The sequence below is a fragment of the Streptomyces altiplanensis genome, from assembly GCF_053591575.1.
Window position 1 is genome coordinate 1 of sequence record NZ_JBSFUB010000003.1, and the last position, 18,369, is coordinate 18,369.

An 18,369-nucleotide genomic window follows, 5' to 3' on the forward strand; every position below is an offset into this window, starting at 1 on the left:
GGCTCAAGCCGGGACCACTGGCCGTTCGTCAGATCCCCACGTCCCACAGGACACGATCATGAACGAACAAGATCCACTTTCGCAACACGCCCTAGGCCGCCTGTTTCTGCGCAGTGCGCGCGAGGACCCCGCCGTTTCCGACGGCGGGGTCCTCGGCGTTTTCACGCCCGGCTACTGTGACCGCCATGGCGAACGCAGAGATCGGCGTGATTGGCGGCTCGGGCTTCTACTCCTTCCTGGAGGACGTCACCGAGGTCGAGGTGGACACGCCCTACGGGAAGCCGAGCGACTCGCTCTTCCTCGGTGAGATAGCGGGGCGGCGGGTGGCCTTCCTCCCCCGCCACGGGCGGGGTCACCACCTGCCGCCGCACCGCATCAACTACCGCGCCAACCTGTGGGCGCTGCGGTCCGTCGGCGCGCGCCAGGTGCTCGGGCCGTGCGCGGTGGGCGGGCTGCGGGCCGAGTACGGGCCGGGCACCCTGCTCGTACCGGACCAGCTGGTGGACCGTACGAAGGCGCGCACGCAGACGTTCTACGACGGTGAGACGCCGGTGGACGGGAAGCTGCCGAAGGTCGTTCACGTGACGTTCGCCGACCCGTACTGCCCCGAGGGGCGCGCGGCGGCGCTCGGGGCGGCGCGCGGGCGCGAGTGGGAGCCGGTGGACGGCGGGACGCTGGTCGTCATAGAGGGGCCGCGGTTCTCGACGCGGGCGGAGTCGCGGTGGCACGCGGCGGCGGGCTGGTCGGTGGTCGGCATGACCGGGCACCCGGAGGCCGTGCTCGCCAGGGAGCTGGGGCTCTGCTACACGTCACTGACGCTGGTGACGGATCTGGACGCCGGGGCCGAGACGGGCGAGGGCGTCTCCCACGAAGAGGTGCTCAAGGTGTTCGGGGCGAATGTGGGCCGGCTGCGCGACGTGCTCTTCGACGCGGTGGCGGCGCTGCCGGCGGACGAGACGCGGGACTGCCTGTGCGCGCACGCACTGGACGGGATCGACACGGGGATCACGCTGCCTTGACCGGAGCGGGCCGCCGCCTTGCGCTGCCTTGACCGGAGCGGGCGTGGGTGAGCGGGTGAGCGGGTTGTCCACAGTCCGGGGGCCGTCCACAGGCTCCGGCAGGATCCGGGCGGGCCGTGGATCGTGAGGAGCGTTCAGCCGGAACTCCTCATGGCAGGCGGTGACCACCGTGTCCCTCTATCCCTACGCCCCCACCCCTCCCGCGTCCGTTCCCGGACCGGAGCCGTGCGGTGTGCCCGACTTCTCTCCGCTGCGGGTGCGCGGCGGCAGGCACCGGCTGCGGCGCGCGGTGCGGCGCAGGAGGCGGGCGATGGCGGCCGGGCTCGCGATGGCAGCCGCCGCGCTGGCCGCTTCGGGCGCGCGTGACGCGGGACGTACGGGCGGCGGGGCACAGACCGGGGCTCAGGCTGAGGAACGGGCCGGGGCCGGGGCGGCCGGGGCGGCCGGGGCGCGGCAGCGTGAGCGCCGGCCGGTGGAGATGGTGTCCGCGCCGGTGCGGATCGCGGACGCCGCGACCGTGCGGCTGCTGCGCCGCGGAGACCGTGTCGATGTGATCGCTGCGGCGGCCGGCCCCCAGGGGGTGGGCGGGGAGCCGCCGGACGCCCGGGTGGTGGCTGCCGGTGCCCGTGTGGCCGAGGTGCCGAAGGTGCGCGAGACCTCCGCGGGCGGGGGCGAGGGAGCGCTGGTCGTTCTGTCCGTACCGCGCGCCACGGCCGCCGCACTGGCCGGTGTGGGGGCGACGTCCCGGCTGGCGGTGACGGTGTGCTGACCAGAACTGACGAGCCCTCATGTCACTGGTCCGTGGACGGCGATTGGACAGGCCCTTCACCTGCTGACGTAGGTTTCGGAACTGTTTGCTCCGCCCCCCGTACATGCGAAAAGAGGCTCATTCGTGAGCGAGGAGAAGAAGCAGAGCGTTCTGGCGGGCTTCAAAGCCTTCCTGATGCGCGGCAACGTGATCGACCTGGCTGTCGCGGTGGTCATCGGCGCCGCGTTCACCAACGTCGTGAACTCGATCGTCAAGGGGGTGATCAACCCGGTGGTCGGCGCGTTCGGCACGCAGGACCTGGAGAAGTACAGCTCCTGTCTGAAGCAGCCGTGCACGCCGGACAAGAACGGCGTGATGCAGGGCATCCCGATCAACTGGGGGCTGGTTCTCAGCGCGGTCCTCAGCTTCCTGATCACCGCGGCGGTCGTCTACTTCCTCATGGTGCTGCCCATGGCCAAGTACCTGGCGCGGCGGGCGGCACGGGACAAGGCGCAGGAAGCCACCGTGGAGGTCATGGAGGTCACCGAGATCGAACTGCTGAAGGAGATCAGGGACGCCCTGGTCGCACAGCGCGGCCCGGGCCACGGCAACTCGCCGTGACCCGGGTCGCTCAGAGATGGTGCGGCGGCTTCTCGTCCAGGAACCGGGCGAGGTCTGCCGTGCTGCCGCCGCTGCCCGGAGGCCGCTCGCCCCACCCTCGGTCCGTATCGTCCGCTGACTGCTGGTCCAGCGGATCGCCGAAGTCCAGCGCCGGCTTCGGCCGCGGCTTTCGCTCGGCCTGCTGCTCGGACGTCTGCTCCGGATCGCGCGGTCCGTGGGCGGGGGCGGTGCTCATGGTTCCAGGGTACGGCGGACGGACGGTTCGGCGGCCTCTGAGGCCTTTGCGGCCTCGGTGGTCCCGGCAGTCTTGGCGGCTCCGCCCTCACGCGGGCCGTCCCGTGATACGCAGGATGCCATGGGACACCGGACGAGAGCGGACGCCCTGACCGATGTGGCCGGGCTGCGGGTGGGCCACGCACGTGTGCCGGGCGACCGCGCGCTGAGCGGCACCACCGTCGTACTGGCGCCGGAGGGCGGGGCGGTGGCCGCCGTGGAGGTGCGGGGCGGGGCTCCGGGCACGCGCGAGACGGACGCCCTCGACCCGCGCAACCTGGTGCAGCGCATCGACGCCGTCGTCCTGACGGGCGGCAGCGCGTACGGCCTGGACGCCGCTTCCGGGGTGATGGCCTGGCTGGAGGAGCGGGGCCGGGGGGTCCGGGTCGGGCCCGGCCCGGCGCAGGTGGTGCCCGTCGTGCCGGCCGCCTGCCTCTTCGACCTGGGGCGCGGCGGCGACTGGCGGGCCAGGCCCGGCGCCGCGACGGGACGGGCCGCCGTCGAGGAGGCCTCCCGTACGGACATCGGGGCGCCCGTGGCGCAGGGCGGGGTGGGCGCGGGGACGGGCGCGGTCGCGGGCGCGATGAAGGGCGGCGTCGGCACGGCCTCCGTCGTACTCGGCTCGGGCATCACGGTGGGGGCGCTCGCGGTCGTCAACGCCGCGGGTTCGGCCGTCGATCCGCTGACCGGCGTCCTGTACGGCGATGGCGTACAGGGGTGGGCCGACCGCCCTGCGGCGGAGGTCCACGAGGCGGCGCAGCGCAGGCTGGCCGAAGCGCGGGAGGAGACGCGGCGGCGCTCGGTGACCCCCGTGCGTCCGGTGCTGAACACCACCCTCGCGGTCGTCGCTACCGACGCGGAACTGTCCCGGGCGCAGGCGCAGAAGCTCGCCGGGACGGCGCACGACGGCCTCGCGCGGGCCCTGCGTCCCGTACACCTGCTCACCGACGGCGACATCGTCTTCGCCCTGGCGACGGGGGCGAGGCCGCTGCCGGCCGACTCCCCCGGGTCCGGGTTCGCGGCGTACGCGGGCGGGGACGTGACCGCTCTCAACGAGGTCCTGGGGGCCGGGGCGGACGCGCTGGCCCGGGCGGTGGTGAAGGCCGTGCTGGCGGCGGAGGGGGTCGAGGGGCCCGGGGGCGTTTACCCGGCGTACCGGGATCTCTACTGACGGAGCGACGGACCGACACGGCGGACCGGCCGGCCGGAAGGACGGGAACCGTACTTGCTCCTCCTTCGTTTTCCTCAACCCGGCGACGTTGTCAGACCCAGGGGCTACGTTGAGCACTCGGCAAGTGACAAGCGGCGACGGCCTGGAGAGACCCTTGAGCGATCCGTACGAGACAACCGAGGAGCACCTCGAGCGACTCCTGGGGCGCGCACTCAACTCGTTCGACCTGCCCGACACGACCGTGGAGCGGCTCGAATCCGCGCTGGCCCACAGCACGTCCCTGCACTCCTCGCACCACAGCGCGGGGCTGCACCGCGAGACGTTCAAGCACGCGTTCCTGCTCTCCGACGGCAGCTCCCTCGTCCTGTGGGAGCTGGCGCACAACGCGACCCGCGACGGCGCCACGCAGCACGAGCTGTACACGGAGGCGGACGGGGTCCGGCTGGCCGTGTCCCGGCTGCCTCGCCCGGGCGGTACGGGTGCCTCCGGCTTCCCCGGCGGGGACGGCGCCACGGGGCTCGACGCGGACTGCCCCGACCGCGATCCGGACACCGACCTGGACGCCGACCTCGAAATCCTTGCCGCGCTCATGGCCGTGCGACCGCCCGCCCGCCGCATCTTCATCCCGGACAACTCCGCCGACCACGCGCGCCGTGTGCTCCGCCGCGCCGAGAACGCCGGCCGCCCGGGGCGGGACACCGCGCTGCGCCTGGGCGACGCCGTCGCCCACCAGATCACCCAGGCCTTCGGCCGCCAGTGCAGCGTGGAGGGCCGGGACGCCGGGTTCACGCTGTACGAGCACGCGTTCCTGCTGCGCGACGGCAGCGAGGTGAGTCTGTGGGAGGTCGAGCACACGGCTACGCCGGACGGCCGTCACATGTGCGAGGTGTACGAGACGGAGCGCACCGCGCGCGAGGCGATGGAACTCCGCGCGCGGGTGCGCTGACCGGGCCGTCGCGCCACCGGGTCGTAGCGCCACAAGGCCGCAGCGCCGCCGGACCGCAGCGCCGCCGGGCCCGCGTCGTCCTGTGCGGGCCCGGCGTGCGCCGGCTGGGCGGCAGCCGTGCGTCAGGCGGCTACTGCCACCTTGGCGTCGCCGGTCTCCGTGGCCGCGTCCCCGGCCTTCGCCGGCCCCGCCGTCCTCCGCAGTCCCTTGAGGAGGACGACCAGGCCCGTGCTGACCGCCGTACCGGCCAGGACGGCGACCAGGTAGAGGAACGGGTTGCCGATCAGCGGGACCACGAAGACGCCTCCGTGCGGGGCCCGCAGCGTGCACTCGAAGGCCATCGACAGGGCGCCGGTGACCGCGCCGCCCGCCATCGCCGACGGGATCACGCGCAGCGGGTCGGCCGCGGCGAACGGAATCGCGCCCTCGGTGATGAACGACGCGCCCAGCACCCAGGCCGCCTTGCCGTTCTCACGCTCGGTCTTGGTGAAGAGCCGGCCGCGTACGGTCGTGGCCAGGGCCATCGCCAGCGGCGGGACCATGCCCGCGGCCATGACGGCGGCCATGGCCTTGAGGCTGCCCTCGTTGGGGTTGGCGAGACCGCCGACGGCGAAGGCGTACGCGACCTTGTTGAGCGGGCCGCCCAGGTCGAAGCACATCATCAGGCCGAGGACGACGCCGAGGATGATCGCGTTGGCACCGGAGAGGCCGGACAGCCAGTCGGTGAGCGCGCTCTGGAGCTTCGCGATCGGCTCGCCGACCACCAGGAACATCAGGAAGCCGACGACGGCGGAGGAGACCAGGGGGATCACCACCACCGGCATGATGCCGCGGAGGGGGGCGGGGACCTCGGGCTTCTGGATCGCCATCACCACCGCGCCGGCGAGGAGACCGGCGACCAGGCCGCCGAGGAAGCCAGCGTCGATGGCGACGGCGATCGCGCCGCCGACGAAGCCGGGGACGAGTCCCGGCCTGTCGGCCATTCCGTACGCGATGTAGCCGGCCAGGACGGGCACCAGGAAGCCGAAGGCGAGGCCGCCGATCTGGAACATCAGGGCGGCCCAGCTGGTGGTGTCCGTCCAGGCGAAGTGCTCGATGACGGAAGGGGCCTTGTTGATCTCGTAGCCGCCGATGGCGAAGCCCAGGGCGATGAGCAGGCCGCCCGCGGCGACGAACGGCACCATGTAACTGACGCCGGACATGAGCCATTTGCGGAGCTTCGTTCCGTAGCCTTCGCCCGGCTCGCCCGCTTCCTCGACCGGGGAGCCCTTGGCCGCGGACGAAGTGACCTCGCCGCGTGCGGCCTTGGCGCGGACTTCCGCGATGAGCTCGGCGGGGCGGTTGATGCCGGCCTTGACGTTCACGTCGACGGTCGGCTTGCCCGCGAAGCGCTCCTTCTCCCGTACGGGCACGTCGTGGGCGAAGATCACGCCGTCCGCTGCGGCGATCACGGCGGGGTCCAGACGCGTGAAACCGGCGGAGCCCTGGGTCTCCACGGTCAGTTCCGTGTCGGCGTTGTTTCCTGCCTGTTCGAGTGCTTCGGCAGCCATGTAGGTGTGTGCGATGCCGGTGGGGCAGGAGGTGACAGCGACGATCTTGAACGGGACGGCGGGCGGGGCGGGGGCGTCGGCGGCGGTGCGCTCAGGGGCGGGGGCGTCCGAGTCGGAGTCGGCGCCGCGCCGGGGCGTCTCCCCGGGTGCCGAACGTCCGGGTACACCGGTCTGTTCGGGGTGGTCGCGTTCGGTGTCCTGCGGGGAGCGTCCCGGCGCGTCCCCTCCCGACGCCGCGGGTTCCGCGACGGCGCCGGGCGCGTCCTGCGGGGCGTCGCCGCGGATCAGGGCCGCCGCCGACGCCGGGTCCCCGGCCGCGCGGAGGGCGGCGGTGAAGTCGGCGTCCATCAGGTGGCGGGCCAGGCTGGAGAGGATCGTCAGGTGCGCGTCGTCCGCGCCCGCCGGGGCCGCGATGAGGAAGACGAGGTCGGCCGGGCCGTCCGGGGCGCCGAAGTCGATGCCGCGTGCGCTGCGCCCGAAGGCGAGCGTCGGCTCGGTGACGTGTTCGCTGCGGCAGTGCGGGATGCCGATGCCTCCGTCCAGGCCGGTCGGCATCTGCGCCTCGCGCGCCGCGACGTCGGCGAGGAAGCCGTCGAGGCCGGTCACGCGGCCGAGCGCCACCATGCGTTCGGCGAGCGCGCGCGCCGCCTCTTCCTTCGTACCGGCGGCCAGGTCGAGGTCGACCAGGTCCGCGGTGATCATCTGGCTCATCGCGGGCTCCTACGGGAGTACGGGGGTATGCGGATCATGCGGCCGGCTCCGCCAGCGCGCGGTCCAGGGGGACGTCGGCCGTCACGGCGACCGAGGAGGGGTTCAGGTCGGCCGGTGCCGGCATGACGCTGCCGGGCAGCTGGACGGCTGCCGCGCCGTGTGCGGCTGCTGAGGCCAGGGCCCGGGGGCCCTCGCCGCCCGCCGTCAGGAAGCCGGCGAGCGAGGCGTCGCCCGCGCCGACGTTGCTGCGTACGAGGGTGACCTTCGCGGTGGCGTAGTACGTGCCCTCTTCGCCGACCAGCAGTTGTCCGTCGGCCCCGAGGCTGGCGAGTACCGTGCGCGCCCCCGCGTCGCGGAGTTCCCGCGCCGCCTTCAGCGCGTCGCCGACCGTGGCCAGGGGGCGGCCGACGGCCTGGGCGAGTTCTTCGGCGTTGGGCTTGACCACGTCCGGGCGTTCGCGGAGTGCCGCGAGGAGGGACGGGCCCGAGGTGTCGAGTGCGATGCGGGCGCCCGCCTCGTGCGCGCGGGCCACCAGTTCGGCGTACCACTCGGGGGCCAGGCCGCGCGGCAGGCTGCCGCAGCAGGCGATCCAGTCGGCGCCGGCCGAGTGCGTGCGTACGGCCTCCAGGAGCGACTCGGAGTCGGTGGCGGAGAGTTCGGGGCCCGGTGCGTTGATCTTGGTGAGGGTGCCGTCCGGCTCCACGAGGGTGATGTTGGAGCGGGTGTCGCCCGCCGCTTCGAACGGCACGACCTCGATGCCCTCGGCCCCGAGGAGTTCGGCGACGAGCGCGCCCGGCGCCCCGCCCAGCGGCATGACGGCGAGGGTGCGGTGTCCGGCCGCGGCCACGGCGCGCGAGACGTTGACGCCCTTGCCGCCCGGGTCCATCCGGTCGGCGGTGGCGCGCAGCACCCCACCCCGCTGGAGGACGGGGACTTCGTACGTCCGGTCGAGGCTGGGGTTGGGGGTGATGGTGAGGATCATGGGCACTCGTTCCTAGACACACTGCACTTCGGTGCCGCCGGCCTCGATGGCGGCGGCGTCTTCGGGGCTCAGACCGGCGTCGGTGATGAGCAGGTCCACGTCGGTCAGGTCGCCGAAGCGGGCGAAGTGCTCCTGCCCGTGCTTGGTGGAGTCGGCCAGCAGGACGACCCGGCGGGCGGCCGCGACGACCGCGCGCTTCACGGCCGCCTCGGCGAGGTCGGGGGTGGTGAGGCCGCCGTCGGGCGAGAAGCCGTTGGTGGCGAGGAAGGCGACGTCGGCGCGGATCTCGCCGTACGCACGCAGCGCCCAGGCGTCGACGGCGGCGCGCGTACGGTGGCGGACCCGCCCCCCGACGAGGTGCAGGTCGATGCCGGGGTGGTCGGCGAGGCGGGCGGCGACGGGCAGCGCGTGGGTGACGACGGTGAACCCGCACTCCAGCGGTACGTCGGCGGCGAGGCGGGCGACGGTCGAGCCGGCGTCGAGGATGACGCTGCCGTCGTCGGGCAGTTCGGCGAGGGCCGCCCGCGCGATGCGGTCCTTCTCGTCGGCGGCGGTGGACTCGCGCTCGGCGAGGTCCGGCTCGAAGCCGAGGCGGCCCGCGGGGATCGCGCCGCCGTGCACCCGCCGGAGGAGACCCGCGCGGTCCAGGGACTTGAGGTCGCGGCGGACGGTCTCGGCGGTGACCTGGAAGGTCTCGGCGAGAGAGAGCACGTCCACCCGCCCGCTCTCGCGGGCGAGGCGCAGGATCTCCTGCTGGCGCTCCGGTGCGTACATGTGGGGTTACTTCCGTTCGATGCCCGAACCTGTGGTTTCTCTCGCAGAGTACGACCAGGTTTCGCGGATGTAAACAGATTCGGGCATCGGGCGGACATATTCGGGCCCGGACGGAGACGGCGCCCGTGTCCGGAGACACGGGCGCCGTCGGTCGGCGGTCGTGGATCAGGGGGTGAGCGCCGGCTCCTTCACCGGGGAGGCTTCCGGGGCCGCGGCCGCCGCGCCTTCCATCCCCGCCCGCGGCCGCGCCGGCAGCGCGAACATCAGGCAGAAGATGGCCACCAGCACCGCGGTCGCCCACCACAGCGCGTTCTGGAACGCGTCGACGAAGGCCATGCCGACGGTGTCCGGCGTCAGGTGGTCGTCCATGACACCGAAGAAGACGACCGACACCAGGCCGAGGCCCAGCGCGTTGCCCATCTGCTGCACCGTGTTGATCAGGCCGGAGGCCGAACCGGCGTGCTCGCGCGGCACCTCGGACAGCACCGCGTCCGTCAGCGGCGCCACGATCAGGCCCATGCCGAGCCCCATCACGACGAGGGGCAGCGCCATCTGCCAGGGGTGGATGGCCGTGCCGTACCGGTCGGCCTCCCAGATGTAGAGCAGCAGCCCGGCCACCATCGTCAGCGCGCCCGCCTGGAGGACCTTCCTGCCGAAGCGCGGGACCAGCTTCTGCACGGAGATGCCCGCGGCGAGTGAGACCGCTATGGAGAACGGGATGCCCGTCGTGCCGGCGCGCAGCGCGCTCCAGCCGAGGCCCATCTGCATGTAGAGCGTCCAGACCAGGAAGAAGATGCCCAGCGCCACGCCGAAGGTCAGCTGCACCGCGATGCCGGCGGCGAAGCTCTTGACCCGGAAGAGGGAGAGTTCGACCAGGGGCGAGCCGTCCTTGCGGGTCTTGTAGCGCTCGTACGCGACGAAGAGGGCGAAGACGGCCAGGCTGCCGGTCATGGCGAGGTGGCCCCACAGCGGCCAGCCCAGCTCCTCGCCGCGGATGAGCGGGTAGATCAGCATGAGAAGGCCGAGGGTCGCGAGCGCTACGCCGACCAGGTCGAGGCGCAGTGCCCTGGGGGCCCTGGACTCGCCGATGAAGCGGACGCCCAGGACCAGTCCCACGATGCCGACGGGCAGGTTGATGAGGAAGATCGGCCGCCACTCCAGGCCGAACAGGTTCCACTCGGTGAGCAGCGCGCCCAGCATCGGGCCCGACACGGCGCCCAGGCCGACGATCGCGCCGAAGAGGCCGAAGACCTTGCCGCGCTCGTGCGCGGGGAAGGTGGCGTGGACGATCGACAGGACCTGCGGCACCATGAGCGCCGCCATCCCGCCCTGGAGGATGCGGGAGGCCACGAGCATCTCCGGGCCGGTGGCGAAACCGCAGAGCGCGGAGGCGAGCGTGAAGCCGGCGATGCCGATCAGGAAGAGCCGCTTGCGGCCGTAGATGTCGCCCAGCCTGCCGCCGGTGATCAGCCCGGCGGCGAAGGCCAGGGCGTACCCCGCGGTGATCCACTGGATCGCTCCGAAGGTGGCGCCCAGGTCCTGCCGGATGCTCGGGACCGCGATGTTGACGATCGTGACGTCGACCAGGTCCATGAAGGCGGCGGTCATCACGATGGCGAGCGCGAACCACCGGCGGCGGTCGGGCGTGCTCGTCCCGGTCCCGTCCGTCTGCTCGGACTGCAGGGGTGTTGAAGTCATACGAGCGAGACTAGGGCCGATGTAGGACAGGTTGTGTCCCACTGGGACGGCATCCTGAAGACATGACGACCGATACGCCGGCCCGGCTGCTGCAACTGCTCTCGCTGCTCCAGACACCCCGCGAATGGCCCGGCAGCGAGCTCTCCGAACGCCTGCGCGTCAGCCGCCGCACCGTGCGGCGCGACATCGACCGGCTGCGCGAGCTCGGCTATCCCGTGCAGGCGACGATGGGCGCGGACGGCGGCTACCGGCTCGTGGCGGGCAAGGCGATGCCGCCACTGGTGCTCGACGACGAGGAGGCCGTCGCCATCGCGGTGGGGCTGCGGGCCGGCGCGGGCCACGCGGTCGAGGGCATCGAGGAGGCGTCGGTGCGGGCGCTGGCGAAGCTGGAGCAGGTGCTGCCGTCCAGGCTGCGCCGGCAGGTCTCCACCCTCCAGGCCGCCACCATCCCGCTGACCAGCGGCGACGGGGCGACCATCGATCCCCGTACGCTCACGGTGATGGCGGGCGCGGCGACCGGGCAGGAGCGGCTGCGGTTCGCCTACCGCTCGGGGGACGGGTCGCGGACCAGGCGTCTCGTCGAGCCGCACCGGCTGGTGAGCACGGGGCGGCGCTGGTACCTCGTCGCGTACGACCTGGACCGGGACGCCTGGCGTACGTTCCGCGTGGACCGGGTCAGTGAGCCGTTCGCCACGGGGGCGCGCTTCACTCCGCGGGGACTGCCGAGCGGGGACGCCGCCGAATTCATCCGGCACTCCATGAAGCGGCTCCAGCCCCAGTACCGGGTGGTGGCGACGTTCGAGGCGCCCGCCGAGTTCGTCGCGGCCCGGCTGCCGGGCTCGCTCGGCACACCGGAGCCGGTCGGGGGCGACGACGGCCGCTGCCGGCTCGACGTGACGGCCACCGACTCGGTGGAGTGGCTGGGGCTCCGGCTCGCGCTGGTGGACTGCGAGTTCACGGTGTCCGAGCCGCAGGAACTGGTCGACTACCTGGCCGGGCTCGGCGGCAGGCTCACCCGCGCGACCGCCCCGCGGGAGCAGTAGAACTCGCGGAGGCAGCAGGGACGGGACCGCACCGCGGGAGCAGCGCAGAGAGCGGCGGACACAGGGGAGCCCCGGCGCCGGGGGGAGTGCGCCGGGGCTCGGCCCTGGAAAGACACGTACCTCGATCGGGGCCGTTTATGCGACCGCGTCGAAGCCTGTGTCGTGCGCCATGCGCTTCAGGTCCATCAGAGCGTGCTTCTCTATCTGCCGGATCCGCTCACGCGTCAGTCCGTGCTGCTTGCCGACCTCGGTCAGGGTCCGCTCCCGGCCGTCCTCGATGCCGTACCGCATACGGATGATCGAGGCCGTCCGCTCGTCGAGCCGGCCTATGAGGTCCTCCAGCCCCTCGCTGCGCAGCAGCGAGAGCACCGACTGCTCGGGCGAGACCGCCGACGTGTCCTCCAGCAGGTCGCCGAACTGCGTCTCCCCCGCGTCGTCGACGGGCATGTTGAGCGAGACCGGGTCGCGCGCCCAGTCCAGGACGTCGCTGACGCGCTCGGGCTTGGCGTCCAGCTCGGCCGCGATCTCCGCGTGCTCGGGCTCGCGCCCGTGCTCACGGTTGAACTCGCGCTGCACGCGCCGGATGCGGCCCAGCTCCTCCACCAGGTGGACGGGGAGCCGGATGGTGCGGGACTGGTCCGCGATGGACCGGGTGATGGCCTGCCGGATCCACCAGGTGGCGTACGTGGAGAACTTGAAGCCCTTCGTGTAGTCGAACTTCTCGACCGCACGCACCAGGCCCGCGTTCCCCTCCTGGATCAGGTCGAGCAGGGGGAGGCCGCTGCGCGGGTAGCGGCGCGCGACCGCCACGACGAGACGGAGGTTGGCACGGATGAACAGGTCCTTGGCACGCTCGGCCTGTGCGACCAGCGCTTCCAGTTCCTCGCGGGAGGCGCCGCCCGCGTCGCTCTCCACTTCCTTGTCGAGGATCTGCTGCGCGTACACACCTGCCTCGATGGTCTGTGAGAGGTCGACTTCCTTGGCGGCGTCGAGCAGCGGCGTCCGTGCGATCTCGTCGAGGTACATACCGACCAGGTCGCGGTCGGCGATCTCCCCGCCTACGGCGCGAACGCTGCGTACCCCGCCGGATCCGCCAGTGGCGGTCTGCTGACGGGCGACGGCACGGGTTGCCATGCGTGCTCCCTTGCTGAGTAGGTCGCGATGTGTTGGCTGCCGGACTCCTCTTCGGGTGCCCCGCTTCCACTGGAAACAACGACTGGAATCCGGACAGAATTCCCATGGCATGCATTCATTTTCGTGATCTTGCAGTACCCTGTCCGCTTTCCGGGGGAGCCGCATGGAACTCGCGCACCCGGAAGCGCAGGTCAGCACGGGCGCCGAAGCCGGCCTCGGCTGCCTCACGGGCATCCGCAACCACTGCGTCCGCGAGCGTCCGCGAGACGGCGATCGCCTTCGGCACCACCGTCTTCTCTTCACGCCCGGGCAGCGCCGCCCGTGGCCGCTCCCCCCCTGAAGACGGCCCGCACGGTCTGCTGGTTGCCCGCGGCGCCCGTTCCGGCCTCTCCGGCCGTGTTCTCGGTTACGCGACGAGTAACCTCTCCCGCCCGAAAACCGCCTACGGCACCTCCGCCGAACGCCGAACGTCGGAGTCGGCGTCTCCTGCGCGCCCGGCGCCGGCGGCCGCGGCATCGGCACGCTGCCGCACGAGGCGCTCTTCGAGGCGCTGGCGGGCGCGGACAGGGCGCGTGCCTCCCCCGCGCGTACGCCGGCGTGGCCCGGCCCAGCGAGGCGTCCGCCCGGCTCCACGGCTCCACGCCCGCTTCGGCTCCCGCCATGCCGGTACGTACCGGGAAGTAGGCCGGGAGTTCGGCCGCCACCGGGACGTCGCCCGGTACGACCGCCCTCCCCGCCCCGCCCCTGGTCTCGGCCCTGCGGCCTAGGCCCCGGTGTAGGTCCGCAGCCCGTTACCCTCCGCCCGCCCCGCGCCTAGTCTCCGGCGCATGGACACCACAGGCATCCTCGACGAAGCCCTCGAACGCCTCCACACCCACGGTCCCGAGCGTCTGGGCCGCCTCACCAACCACGCCCCCATGGCCGTCGAGTCCCTCGCCGCGCACGGCCGGGCCGGATCCGTCCACCGCTGGCTGGATCTTTACGCCGCGCGGCTGGAAGACTTCCCTTCCCGCCACACTCCGGTGACCGACGGCAACTGGCAGGAGGCGCTGGGCGATCCGCGCCGGGCCGCCGACTGGATCGCGTACTTCGCGCACCGCCTCACGGAAGCGGGACAGCCGTGGCGCGAAGTGCTCGCCACGTGGTGGCCCAGGCTGCTGCCGGGCGTGTACGGCGGCGCCGCGCATCCGGTGATCCGGGTGGGCCACGCGGTACGCACCCTCCTGACGGACGGCGAGAACGCCCCCCGCCGCACCGAGCTCGCCCACGGCCTCGGCTACTGGGCCGCCCGCTACCGCCCCGTGGAGCCGCCCGTCCCGCTGCCCGCCGCCCCCACCGCCGCCGAGGCGCTGGACGCCGTACCGCCCGTCGACGTACGCCAAGGGAGCTTCCCCGACCGCCTCGGCCGCGTCACGCGGCTCCCGGTGTGGGCGGAGGCGCTCGCCGCCACGGACCCGGACGAGGCGCGGCGGCGGCTGGCCGAGCTGGTACGGGCCGCCACCCACCGGTACGCCACGCACGGGCACGGCGACGAGACCATGCTGGTCCACGCGGCGACGGCCCCCAACGCCGTCCTGCGCACCCTCCCCGCGCTCCCCCGCACCCTGTGGGTGCCGAGCCTGCACGCCGCCTGGGCGGCCTCGGCGGCGGTCACCTCGATGTACGCCCCGGACGAGCCCCTCCCGTACGCCGCGCCGGGCTCCGTCACCCCCGAGGAGGTCTTCGAGCGGGCGGCGGCGCACGGCGACGAGCACGTCATCAAGTTCACCGACACCGCGCTCGACATCGGCGACGAGCGGTCGCTGGCGTCCGCCCTGCGCGCGATCGAACTCAGCGAGCCGCTGACCTGAGGCCCTGGATCCCTGAGGCAGGCCCCGGAGTCCTGAGGCGCCCGAGGCCCGGAGGCCCGGAAGCCTTGGAACTCCGGGGTCCTGAGGAGCCGTCAGCCGAACTGCACCGACCGCTTCGCCAGCCCCATCCAGAAGCCGTCGATCACCTCGCGCTGCGTTTCCAGCTCTCCCTCGGACGCGCCCAGCGTCACGAACAGCGGCGCGAAGTGCTCGGTGCGCGGGTGGGCGAGCCGGCCGGCCGGGGACGTGTGCGCGAAGTCGAGCAGCGCGTCCACGTCCGCCGCCGCCAGCGCCTCGCGCCCCCACGCGTCGAACTCCGCCGACCAGCCGGGCACTCCCCCGCCCGGGTGCCGCAGGGCGGCCAGGTTGTGGGTGAAGAAGCCGCTGCCGACGATCAGTACGCCCTCGTCGCGCAGGGGCGCGAGCTTGCGCCCGATGTCCATCAGCCCCTGCGGGTCGAGGGTGGGCATGGAGATCTGGAGTACGGGGATGTCGGCCGCCGGGAACATCTCGACCAGCGGGACGTACGCCCCGTGGTCGAGCCCGCGGTCCGGGATGTCCTGGACGGGCGTACCGGCGCCGCGCAGCAGCTTCCGTACGGAATCGGCGAGTCCGGGGGCGCCGGGCGCGGCGTAGCGGACGCGGTAGTAGTGCTCGGGGAAGCCCCAGAAGTCGTGGACGAGCGGCACCGTCTCAGTGGCGCCGAGTGCGAGCGGGGCCTCCTCCCAGTGGGCGGAGACCATCAGGATCGCGCGCGGCCGGGGAAGACCGGCGGACCAGGACGCGAGCTGGCCGGGCCAGACGGGGTCGTCGGCCAGCGGCGGAGCTCCGTGGCTCAGATAGAGGGCGGGCATACGCTCCACGGCCGCAACCTTTCCTTGAAACTTCAAGCAGGCTTGTGGAAACAACCCTAACGCCAGCTAGTTTAAGTTTCAAGAAGAGGGCCCGTAGAGTGGTGCCCATGACGACGGCACCCCGCTGGCTCAGCGAAGAGGAGCAGCGCACCTGGCGCGCGTACCTCCAGGCCACCACCCTTCTGGAGGACCACCTGGACCGCCAGCTCCAGCGCGACGCCGGCATGCCGCACGTCTACTACGGCCTGCTCGTGCAGCTCTCCCAGGCACCGGAGCGGCGGCTGAGGATGACCGAGCTGGCCGAGACCGCGAAGATCACCCGCTCCCGGCTCTCGCACGCCGTCTCCCGCCTGGAGCGCAACGGCTGGGTGCGCCGCGAGGAGTGCCCGTCCGACCGGCGCGGGCAGAACGCCGTACTGACGGACGAGGGGTACGCGGTCCTGAGGCAGACCGCGCCCGGCCACGTCGCCACCGTCCGCCAGGCGATGTTCGACCGGCTCACCCCCGAGCAGGTGCGTCAGCTCGGCGAGATCATGCGGGTCATGGCGGAGGGGCTCCAGCCGACGGGCGCGGGCGCGGACCTGCCCTGGCTCCGCTGAAGCCGGAACCGAATCCGGAGCGGAACCAGGGCAGCCGGGCCGGCCGGGGCGGGCCCGGCCGGGGACGTCAGTGCGCGATGACGGGGATCCGCACCTCGTCCTCCGCGCCCGAGCCCGCGCCGTCGCCCGAACCCGCGACCGTCGTCGCACCCGGACGGCCGGTGTTGATCAGCGTCAGCGCGATCGCCGCGGAGACGGCCAGGATGCCGACCGCCCACCAGATGGCGCTCGCGTAGCCGTGCACCATCGCCTGCGCCTGGAGCAGCTGCTCGTTGGTGGCGCCGGCGGCGTGCGAGGTGATGTACGCCGTGGTGGCGCTGGCCGCGATGGTGTTCAGCAGCGCCGTACCGATCGCGCCGCCCACCTGCTGCGAGGTGTTGACCATGGCCGAGGCCACGCCCGCGTCGCGCGGCTCGATGCCGTGCGTCGCCAGCGACATGGCCGGCATGAACGCCGTACCCATGCCCAGACCCAGCAGCAGCTGCGCGGGCAGGATGAGTCCGGCGTACGAGGAACCGATCTCCAGCTGCGTCAGCAGCAGCATGCCGAGCGCCGCGACCAGGAAGCCGGGGCCCATCAGGTAGCGGGGCGCGACCCGCGTCATCAGACGGGCGCCGATCTGGGTCGAGCCCGTGATCATGCCCGCGATCATCGGCAGGAAGGCGAAGCCGGTCATGACGGGCGAGTAGCCCTTCACGATCTGGAGGTAGTAGGTGAGGAAGAGGAAGAGCCCGAACATCGCGATGACGGCGAGACCCAGCGACGCGTAGACACCGCCGCGGTTGCGCTCCATCAGAACGCGCAGCGGCAGCAGCGGCGACTTGACCTTCGACTCGACGGCCACGAAGACGGCGAGCAGTACGGCGGAGGCGACGAAGAGGCCGATCGTCGCACCCGACGCCCAGCCGTCGGTCTCGGCGCGCGTGAAGCCGTACACCAGCGCGACCAGGCCGAGGGTGGAGAGGACGACGCCCGGGATGTCGAGCGGCGAGCGGTTGCGGCCGCCGGCCGGCTCACGGATCACGAAGTAGGCGCCCGCCGCCGCGACGACCGCGAAGGGGATGTTGACGAAGAACGTCCAGCGCCAGTTCAGGTACTCGGTGAGGAAGCCGCCCAGGATCAGGCCGACCGCGCCGCCGCCGCCCGCGATCGCACCGAAGATGCCGAAGGCCTTGGCGCGTTCGCGCACGTCGGTGAAGGTCACCGCGAGCAGCGAGAGCGCGGCCGGCGCGAGCAGCGCGCCGAAGGCGCCCTGGAGGGCGCGCGAGCCCAGCATCAGCGCCTCGTTGGTGGCCGCGCCGCCGAGGGCGGAGGCCGCCGCGAAACCGAGCAGACCGACGACGAAGGTGCGCTTGCGGCCCCACAGGTCGGCTATACGGCCGCCGAAGAGCAGCAGTCCGCCGAAGGCCAGGGCGTACGCCGTGATGACCCACTGGCGGTTCGCGTCCGAGATCCCCAGGTCCTGCTGGGCCGACGGCAGCGCGATGTTCACGATCGTCGCGTCGAGGACCACCATCAGCTGGGCGAGGGCGATGAAGACCAGTGCTTTCCAGCGGCCCGGGTCGGGGAGGAGGGTGTCGGCTGTTTTTGGCATGGAGGTATCCGCCTAAGGGTGCGAAGAGGAGAAAAAGGTACGTAACTATGTGAGCGGAAGCGGAGGTCGGGCGGGGGTCACGAATCCCGGCGCAGGCCCTCCCACGTCGCGGGAGTGCCGGGGAGGACGGAACGCGCCGGTGCCTCCAGGCCGTCGAGGAAGAGTTGCAGGTGACGGTGGACGAACTGGTCGAAGTTCATGCACGCACTGCCCGGCAGCGGCCGGGTGAGCTGGGAGAGGGCGACCAGCAGATCGCCGACGGCCACGTCGTCACGGAGCCGCCCGGCCTGCCGCGCGCGCCTCATGAGGCTGTCGACGGCCCCTTCGAGACGCTCGCGCCCGGCGAGCAGTTCCGGGTGTTCCTTGTCGAAGCCGTCGGCGAGCATCGGGCACAGCGCGCCGACCCGCTCGTCGGCGGCCGCGTGGACGAAGCGGCGCAGCGCGTCGAAGGGGTCGGCCTCCTCGGCGATCGCCGCCCGGGCCCGGTCCGCGGTGCGGGACAGGACGGAGACGACCACGTGGTGGATCAGTTCGGTACGGTCCGGGAAGTGCCGGTACAGCGTCGCGTTGCCGACGCCCGCACGGCGGGCGATCTCGTCGAGCGGCACCTCGGGTCCGGACTCGACGAACATCTCGCGCGCGGCCGAGACGATCCGCTCCCGGTTGCGCAGGGCGTCGGCCCGGGGCCGCTGGGCGCGGGGCCGGGCGGCTTCGGTGCGGATGCCGGTGCCGGCCTCGATGTCGGTTCCGGTGCCGATGTCGCTTCCGGTGTCGGCGTCGATGTCGGTTCCGGTGTCGGTGG

At 72.7% G+C, this 18,369-nt stretch carries 18 protein-coding genes; 8 read left to right on the plus strand and 10 right to left on the minus strand.

What is annotated here, in order from left to right; translation table 11 throughout:
- The first annotated feature begins 185 nt into the window (after window positions 1–185).
- The 3 genes from ACWD0Y_RS01745 to mscL all read left to right on the plus strand — a co-directional run bounded on the left by ACWD0Y_RS01745 (window position 186) and on the right by mscL (window position 2,388).
- The gene (locus ACWD0Y_RS01745; protein ID WP_450258496.1) at window positions 186–1,019 is read left to right on the plus strand and encodes an S-methyl-5'-thioadenosine phosphorylase; all 834 of its coding nucleotides are present in this window, start codon (window positions 186–188) and stop codon (window positions 1,017–1,019) included.
- 160 nt (window positions 1,020–1,179) lie between these two features.
- A complete protein-coding gene (locus ACWD0Y_RS01750; protein ID WP_450258497.1) occupies window positions 1,180–1,788 on the plus strand; it encodes a hypothetical protein in 609 nt (202 codons plus the stop codon).
- A 123-nt stretch (window positions 1,789–1,911) separates the two neighbouring features.
- A complete protein-coding gene (mscL, locus tag ACWD0Y_RS01755) occupies window positions 1,912–2,388 on the plus strand; it encodes a large conductance mechanosensitive channel protein MscL (protein ID WP_450258498.1) in 477 nt (158 codons plus the stop codon).
- 10 nt (window positions 2,389–2,398) lie between these two features.
- Here mscL and ACWD0Y_RS01760 read toward each other — a convergent pair whose 3' ends face one another.
- A complete protein-coding gene (locus tag ACWD0Y_RS01760; RefSeq protein WP_450258499.1) occupies window positions 2,399–2,623 on the minus strand; it encodes a hypothetical protein in 225 nt (74 codons plus the stop codon).
- Between the two features lie 120 nt (window positions 2,624–2,743).
- Here ACWD0Y_RS01760 and ACWD0Y_RS01765 point away from each other — a divergent pair, with 120 nt between their 5' ends.
- Both ACWD0Y_RS01765 and ACWD0Y_RS01770 read left to right on the plus strand, forming a co-directional pair.
- Window positions 2,744–3,832 (plus strand): P1 family peptidase, encoded by a 1,089-nt coding sequence (locus ACWD0Y_RS01765; RefSeq protein ID WP_450258500.1) that lies wholly within the window; start codon window positions 2,744–2,746, stop codon window positions 3,830–3,832.
- 154 nt (window positions 3,833–3,986) lie between these two features.
- Window positions 3,987–4,778 (plus strand): DUF6227 family protein, encoded by a 792-nt coding sequence (locus ACWD0Y_RS01770; RefSeq protein WP_450258501.1) that lies wholly within the window; start codon window positions 3,987–3,989, stop codon window positions 4,776–4,778.
- A 122-nt stretch (window positions 4,779–4,900) separates the two neighbouring features.
- Here the strand turns inward: ACWD0Y_RS01770 and ACWD0Y_RS01775 are convergent, their stop codons facing one another.
- The 4 genes from ACWD0Y_RS01775 to ACWD0Y_RS01790 all read right to left on the minus strand — a co-directional run bounded on the left by ACWD0Y_RS01775 (window position 4,901) and on the right by ACWD0Y_RS01790 (window position 10,493).
- Window positions 4,901–7,039, minus strand: coding sequence for a PTS fructose transporter subunit IIABC (locus ACWD0Y_RS01775; protein WP_450258502.1), 2,139 nt, complete (start codon window positions 7,037–7,039; stop codon window positions 4,901–4,903).
- A 34-nt stretch (window positions 7,040–7,073) separates the two neighbouring features.
- Window positions 7,074–8,021, minus strand: a complete 948-nt coding sequence (gene pfkB, locus ACWD0Y_RS01780) for a 1-phosphofructokinase (protein WP_450258503.1) — start codon at window positions 8,019–8,021, stop codon at window positions 7,074–7,076.
- A gap of 12 nt (window positions 8,022–8,033) precedes the next feature.
- The gene (locus tag ACWD0Y_RS01785; RefSeq protein WP_450258504.1) at window positions 8,034–8,795 is read right to left on the minus strand and encodes a DeoR/GlpR family DNA-binding transcription regulator; all 762 of its coding nucleotides are present in this window, start codon (window positions 8,793–8,795) and stop codon (window positions 8,034–8,036) included.
- 165 nt (window positions 8,796–8,960) lie between these two features.
- Window positions 8,961–10,493, minus strand: a complete 1,533-nt coding sequence (locus ACWD0Y_RS01790; RefSeq protein WP_450258505.1) for an MFS transporter — start codon at window positions 10,491–10,493, stop codon at window positions 8,961–8,963.
- A 62-nt stretch (window positions 10,494–10,555) separates the two neighbouring features.
- Here ACWD0Y_RS01790 and ACWD0Y_RS01795 point away from each other — a divergent pair, with 62 nt between their 5' ends.
- Complete coding sequence (locus ACWD0Y_RS01795) at window positions 10,556–11,536, plus strand: helix-turn-helix transcriptional regulator (protein ID WP_450258506.1); 981 nt, start codon at window positions 10,556–10,558, stop codon at window positions 11,534–11,536.
- A gap of 135 nt (window positions 11,537–11,671) precedes the next feature.
- Here the strand turns inward: ACWD0Y_RS01795 and ACWD0Y_RS01800 are convergent, their stop codons facing one another.
- Both ACWD0Y_RS01800 and ACWD0Y_RS01805 read right to left on the minus strand, forming a co-directional pair.
- Entirely contained in the window at window positions 11,672–12,670 is a 999-nt protein-coding gene (locus ACWD0Y_RS01800) for a sigma-70 family RNA polymerase sigma factor (RefSeq protein WP_093800440.1), read from the minus strand.
- A gap of 115 nt (window positions 12,671–12,785) precedes the next feature.
- The gene (locus ACWD0Y_RS01805) at window positions 12,786–12,956 is read right to left on the minus strand and encodes a hypothetical protein (protein WP_450258507.1); all 171 of its coding nucleotides are present in this window, start codon (window positions 12,954–12,956) and stop codon (window positions 12,786–12,788) included.
- A 541-nt stretch (window positions 12,957–13,497) separates the two neighbouring features.
- On the opposite strand from ACWD0Y_RS01805, the gene ACWD0Y_RS01810 reads away from it, so the two are divergent.
- Complete coding sequence (locus tag ACWD0Y_RS01810) at window positions 13,498–14,520, plus strand: questin oxidase family protein (protein WP_450258508.1); 1,023 nt, start codon at window positions 13,498–13,500, stop codon at window positions 14,518–14,520.
- A 92-nt stretch (window positions 14,521–14,612) separates the two neighbouring features.
- Here the strand turns inward: ACWD0Y_RS01810 and ACWD0Y_RS01815 are convergent, their stop codons facing one another.
- The gene (locus tag ACWD0Y_RS01815; protein WP_450258636.1) at window positions 14,613–15,374 is read right to left on the minus strand and encodes a dioxygenase family protein; all 762 of its coding nucleotides are present in this window, start codon (window positions 15,372–15,374) and stop codon (window positions 14,613–14,615) included.
- Window positions 15,375–15,481: 107 nt separating this feature from the next.
- Here ACWD0Y_RS01815 and ACWD0Y_RS01820 point away from each other — a divergent pair, with 107 nt between their 5' ends.
- Window positions 15,482–15,973: a MarR family winged helix-turn-helix transcriptional regulator gene (locus ACWD0Y_RS01820; protein ID WP_450258509.1), complete on the plus strand. Its 492-nt coding sequence runs from the start codon at window positions 15,482–15,484 to the stop codon at window positions 15,971–15,973.
- Window positions 15,974–16,040: 67 nt separating this feature from the next.
- On the opposite strand, the gene ACWD0Y_RS01825 is transcribed toward ACWD0Y_RS01820, so the two are convergent.
- Window positions 16,041–17,567 carry an MFS transporter gene (locus ACWD0Y_RS01825; protein WP_450258510.1) on the minus strand — a complete coding sequence of 509 codons (1,527 nt, stop codon included), beginning with the start codon at window positions 17,565–17,567 and terminating at the stop codon, window positions 16,041–16,043.
- A gap of 77 nt (window positions 17,568–17,644) precedes the next feature.
- Window positions 17,645–18,307 (minus strand): TetR/AcrR family transcriptional regulator, encoded by a 663-nt coding sequence (locus ACWD0Y_RS01830; protein WP_450258637.1) that lies wholly within the window; start codon window positions 18,305–18,307, stop codon window positions 17,645–17,647.
- Between the last annotated feature and the right edge of the window lie 62 nt (window positions 18,308–18,369).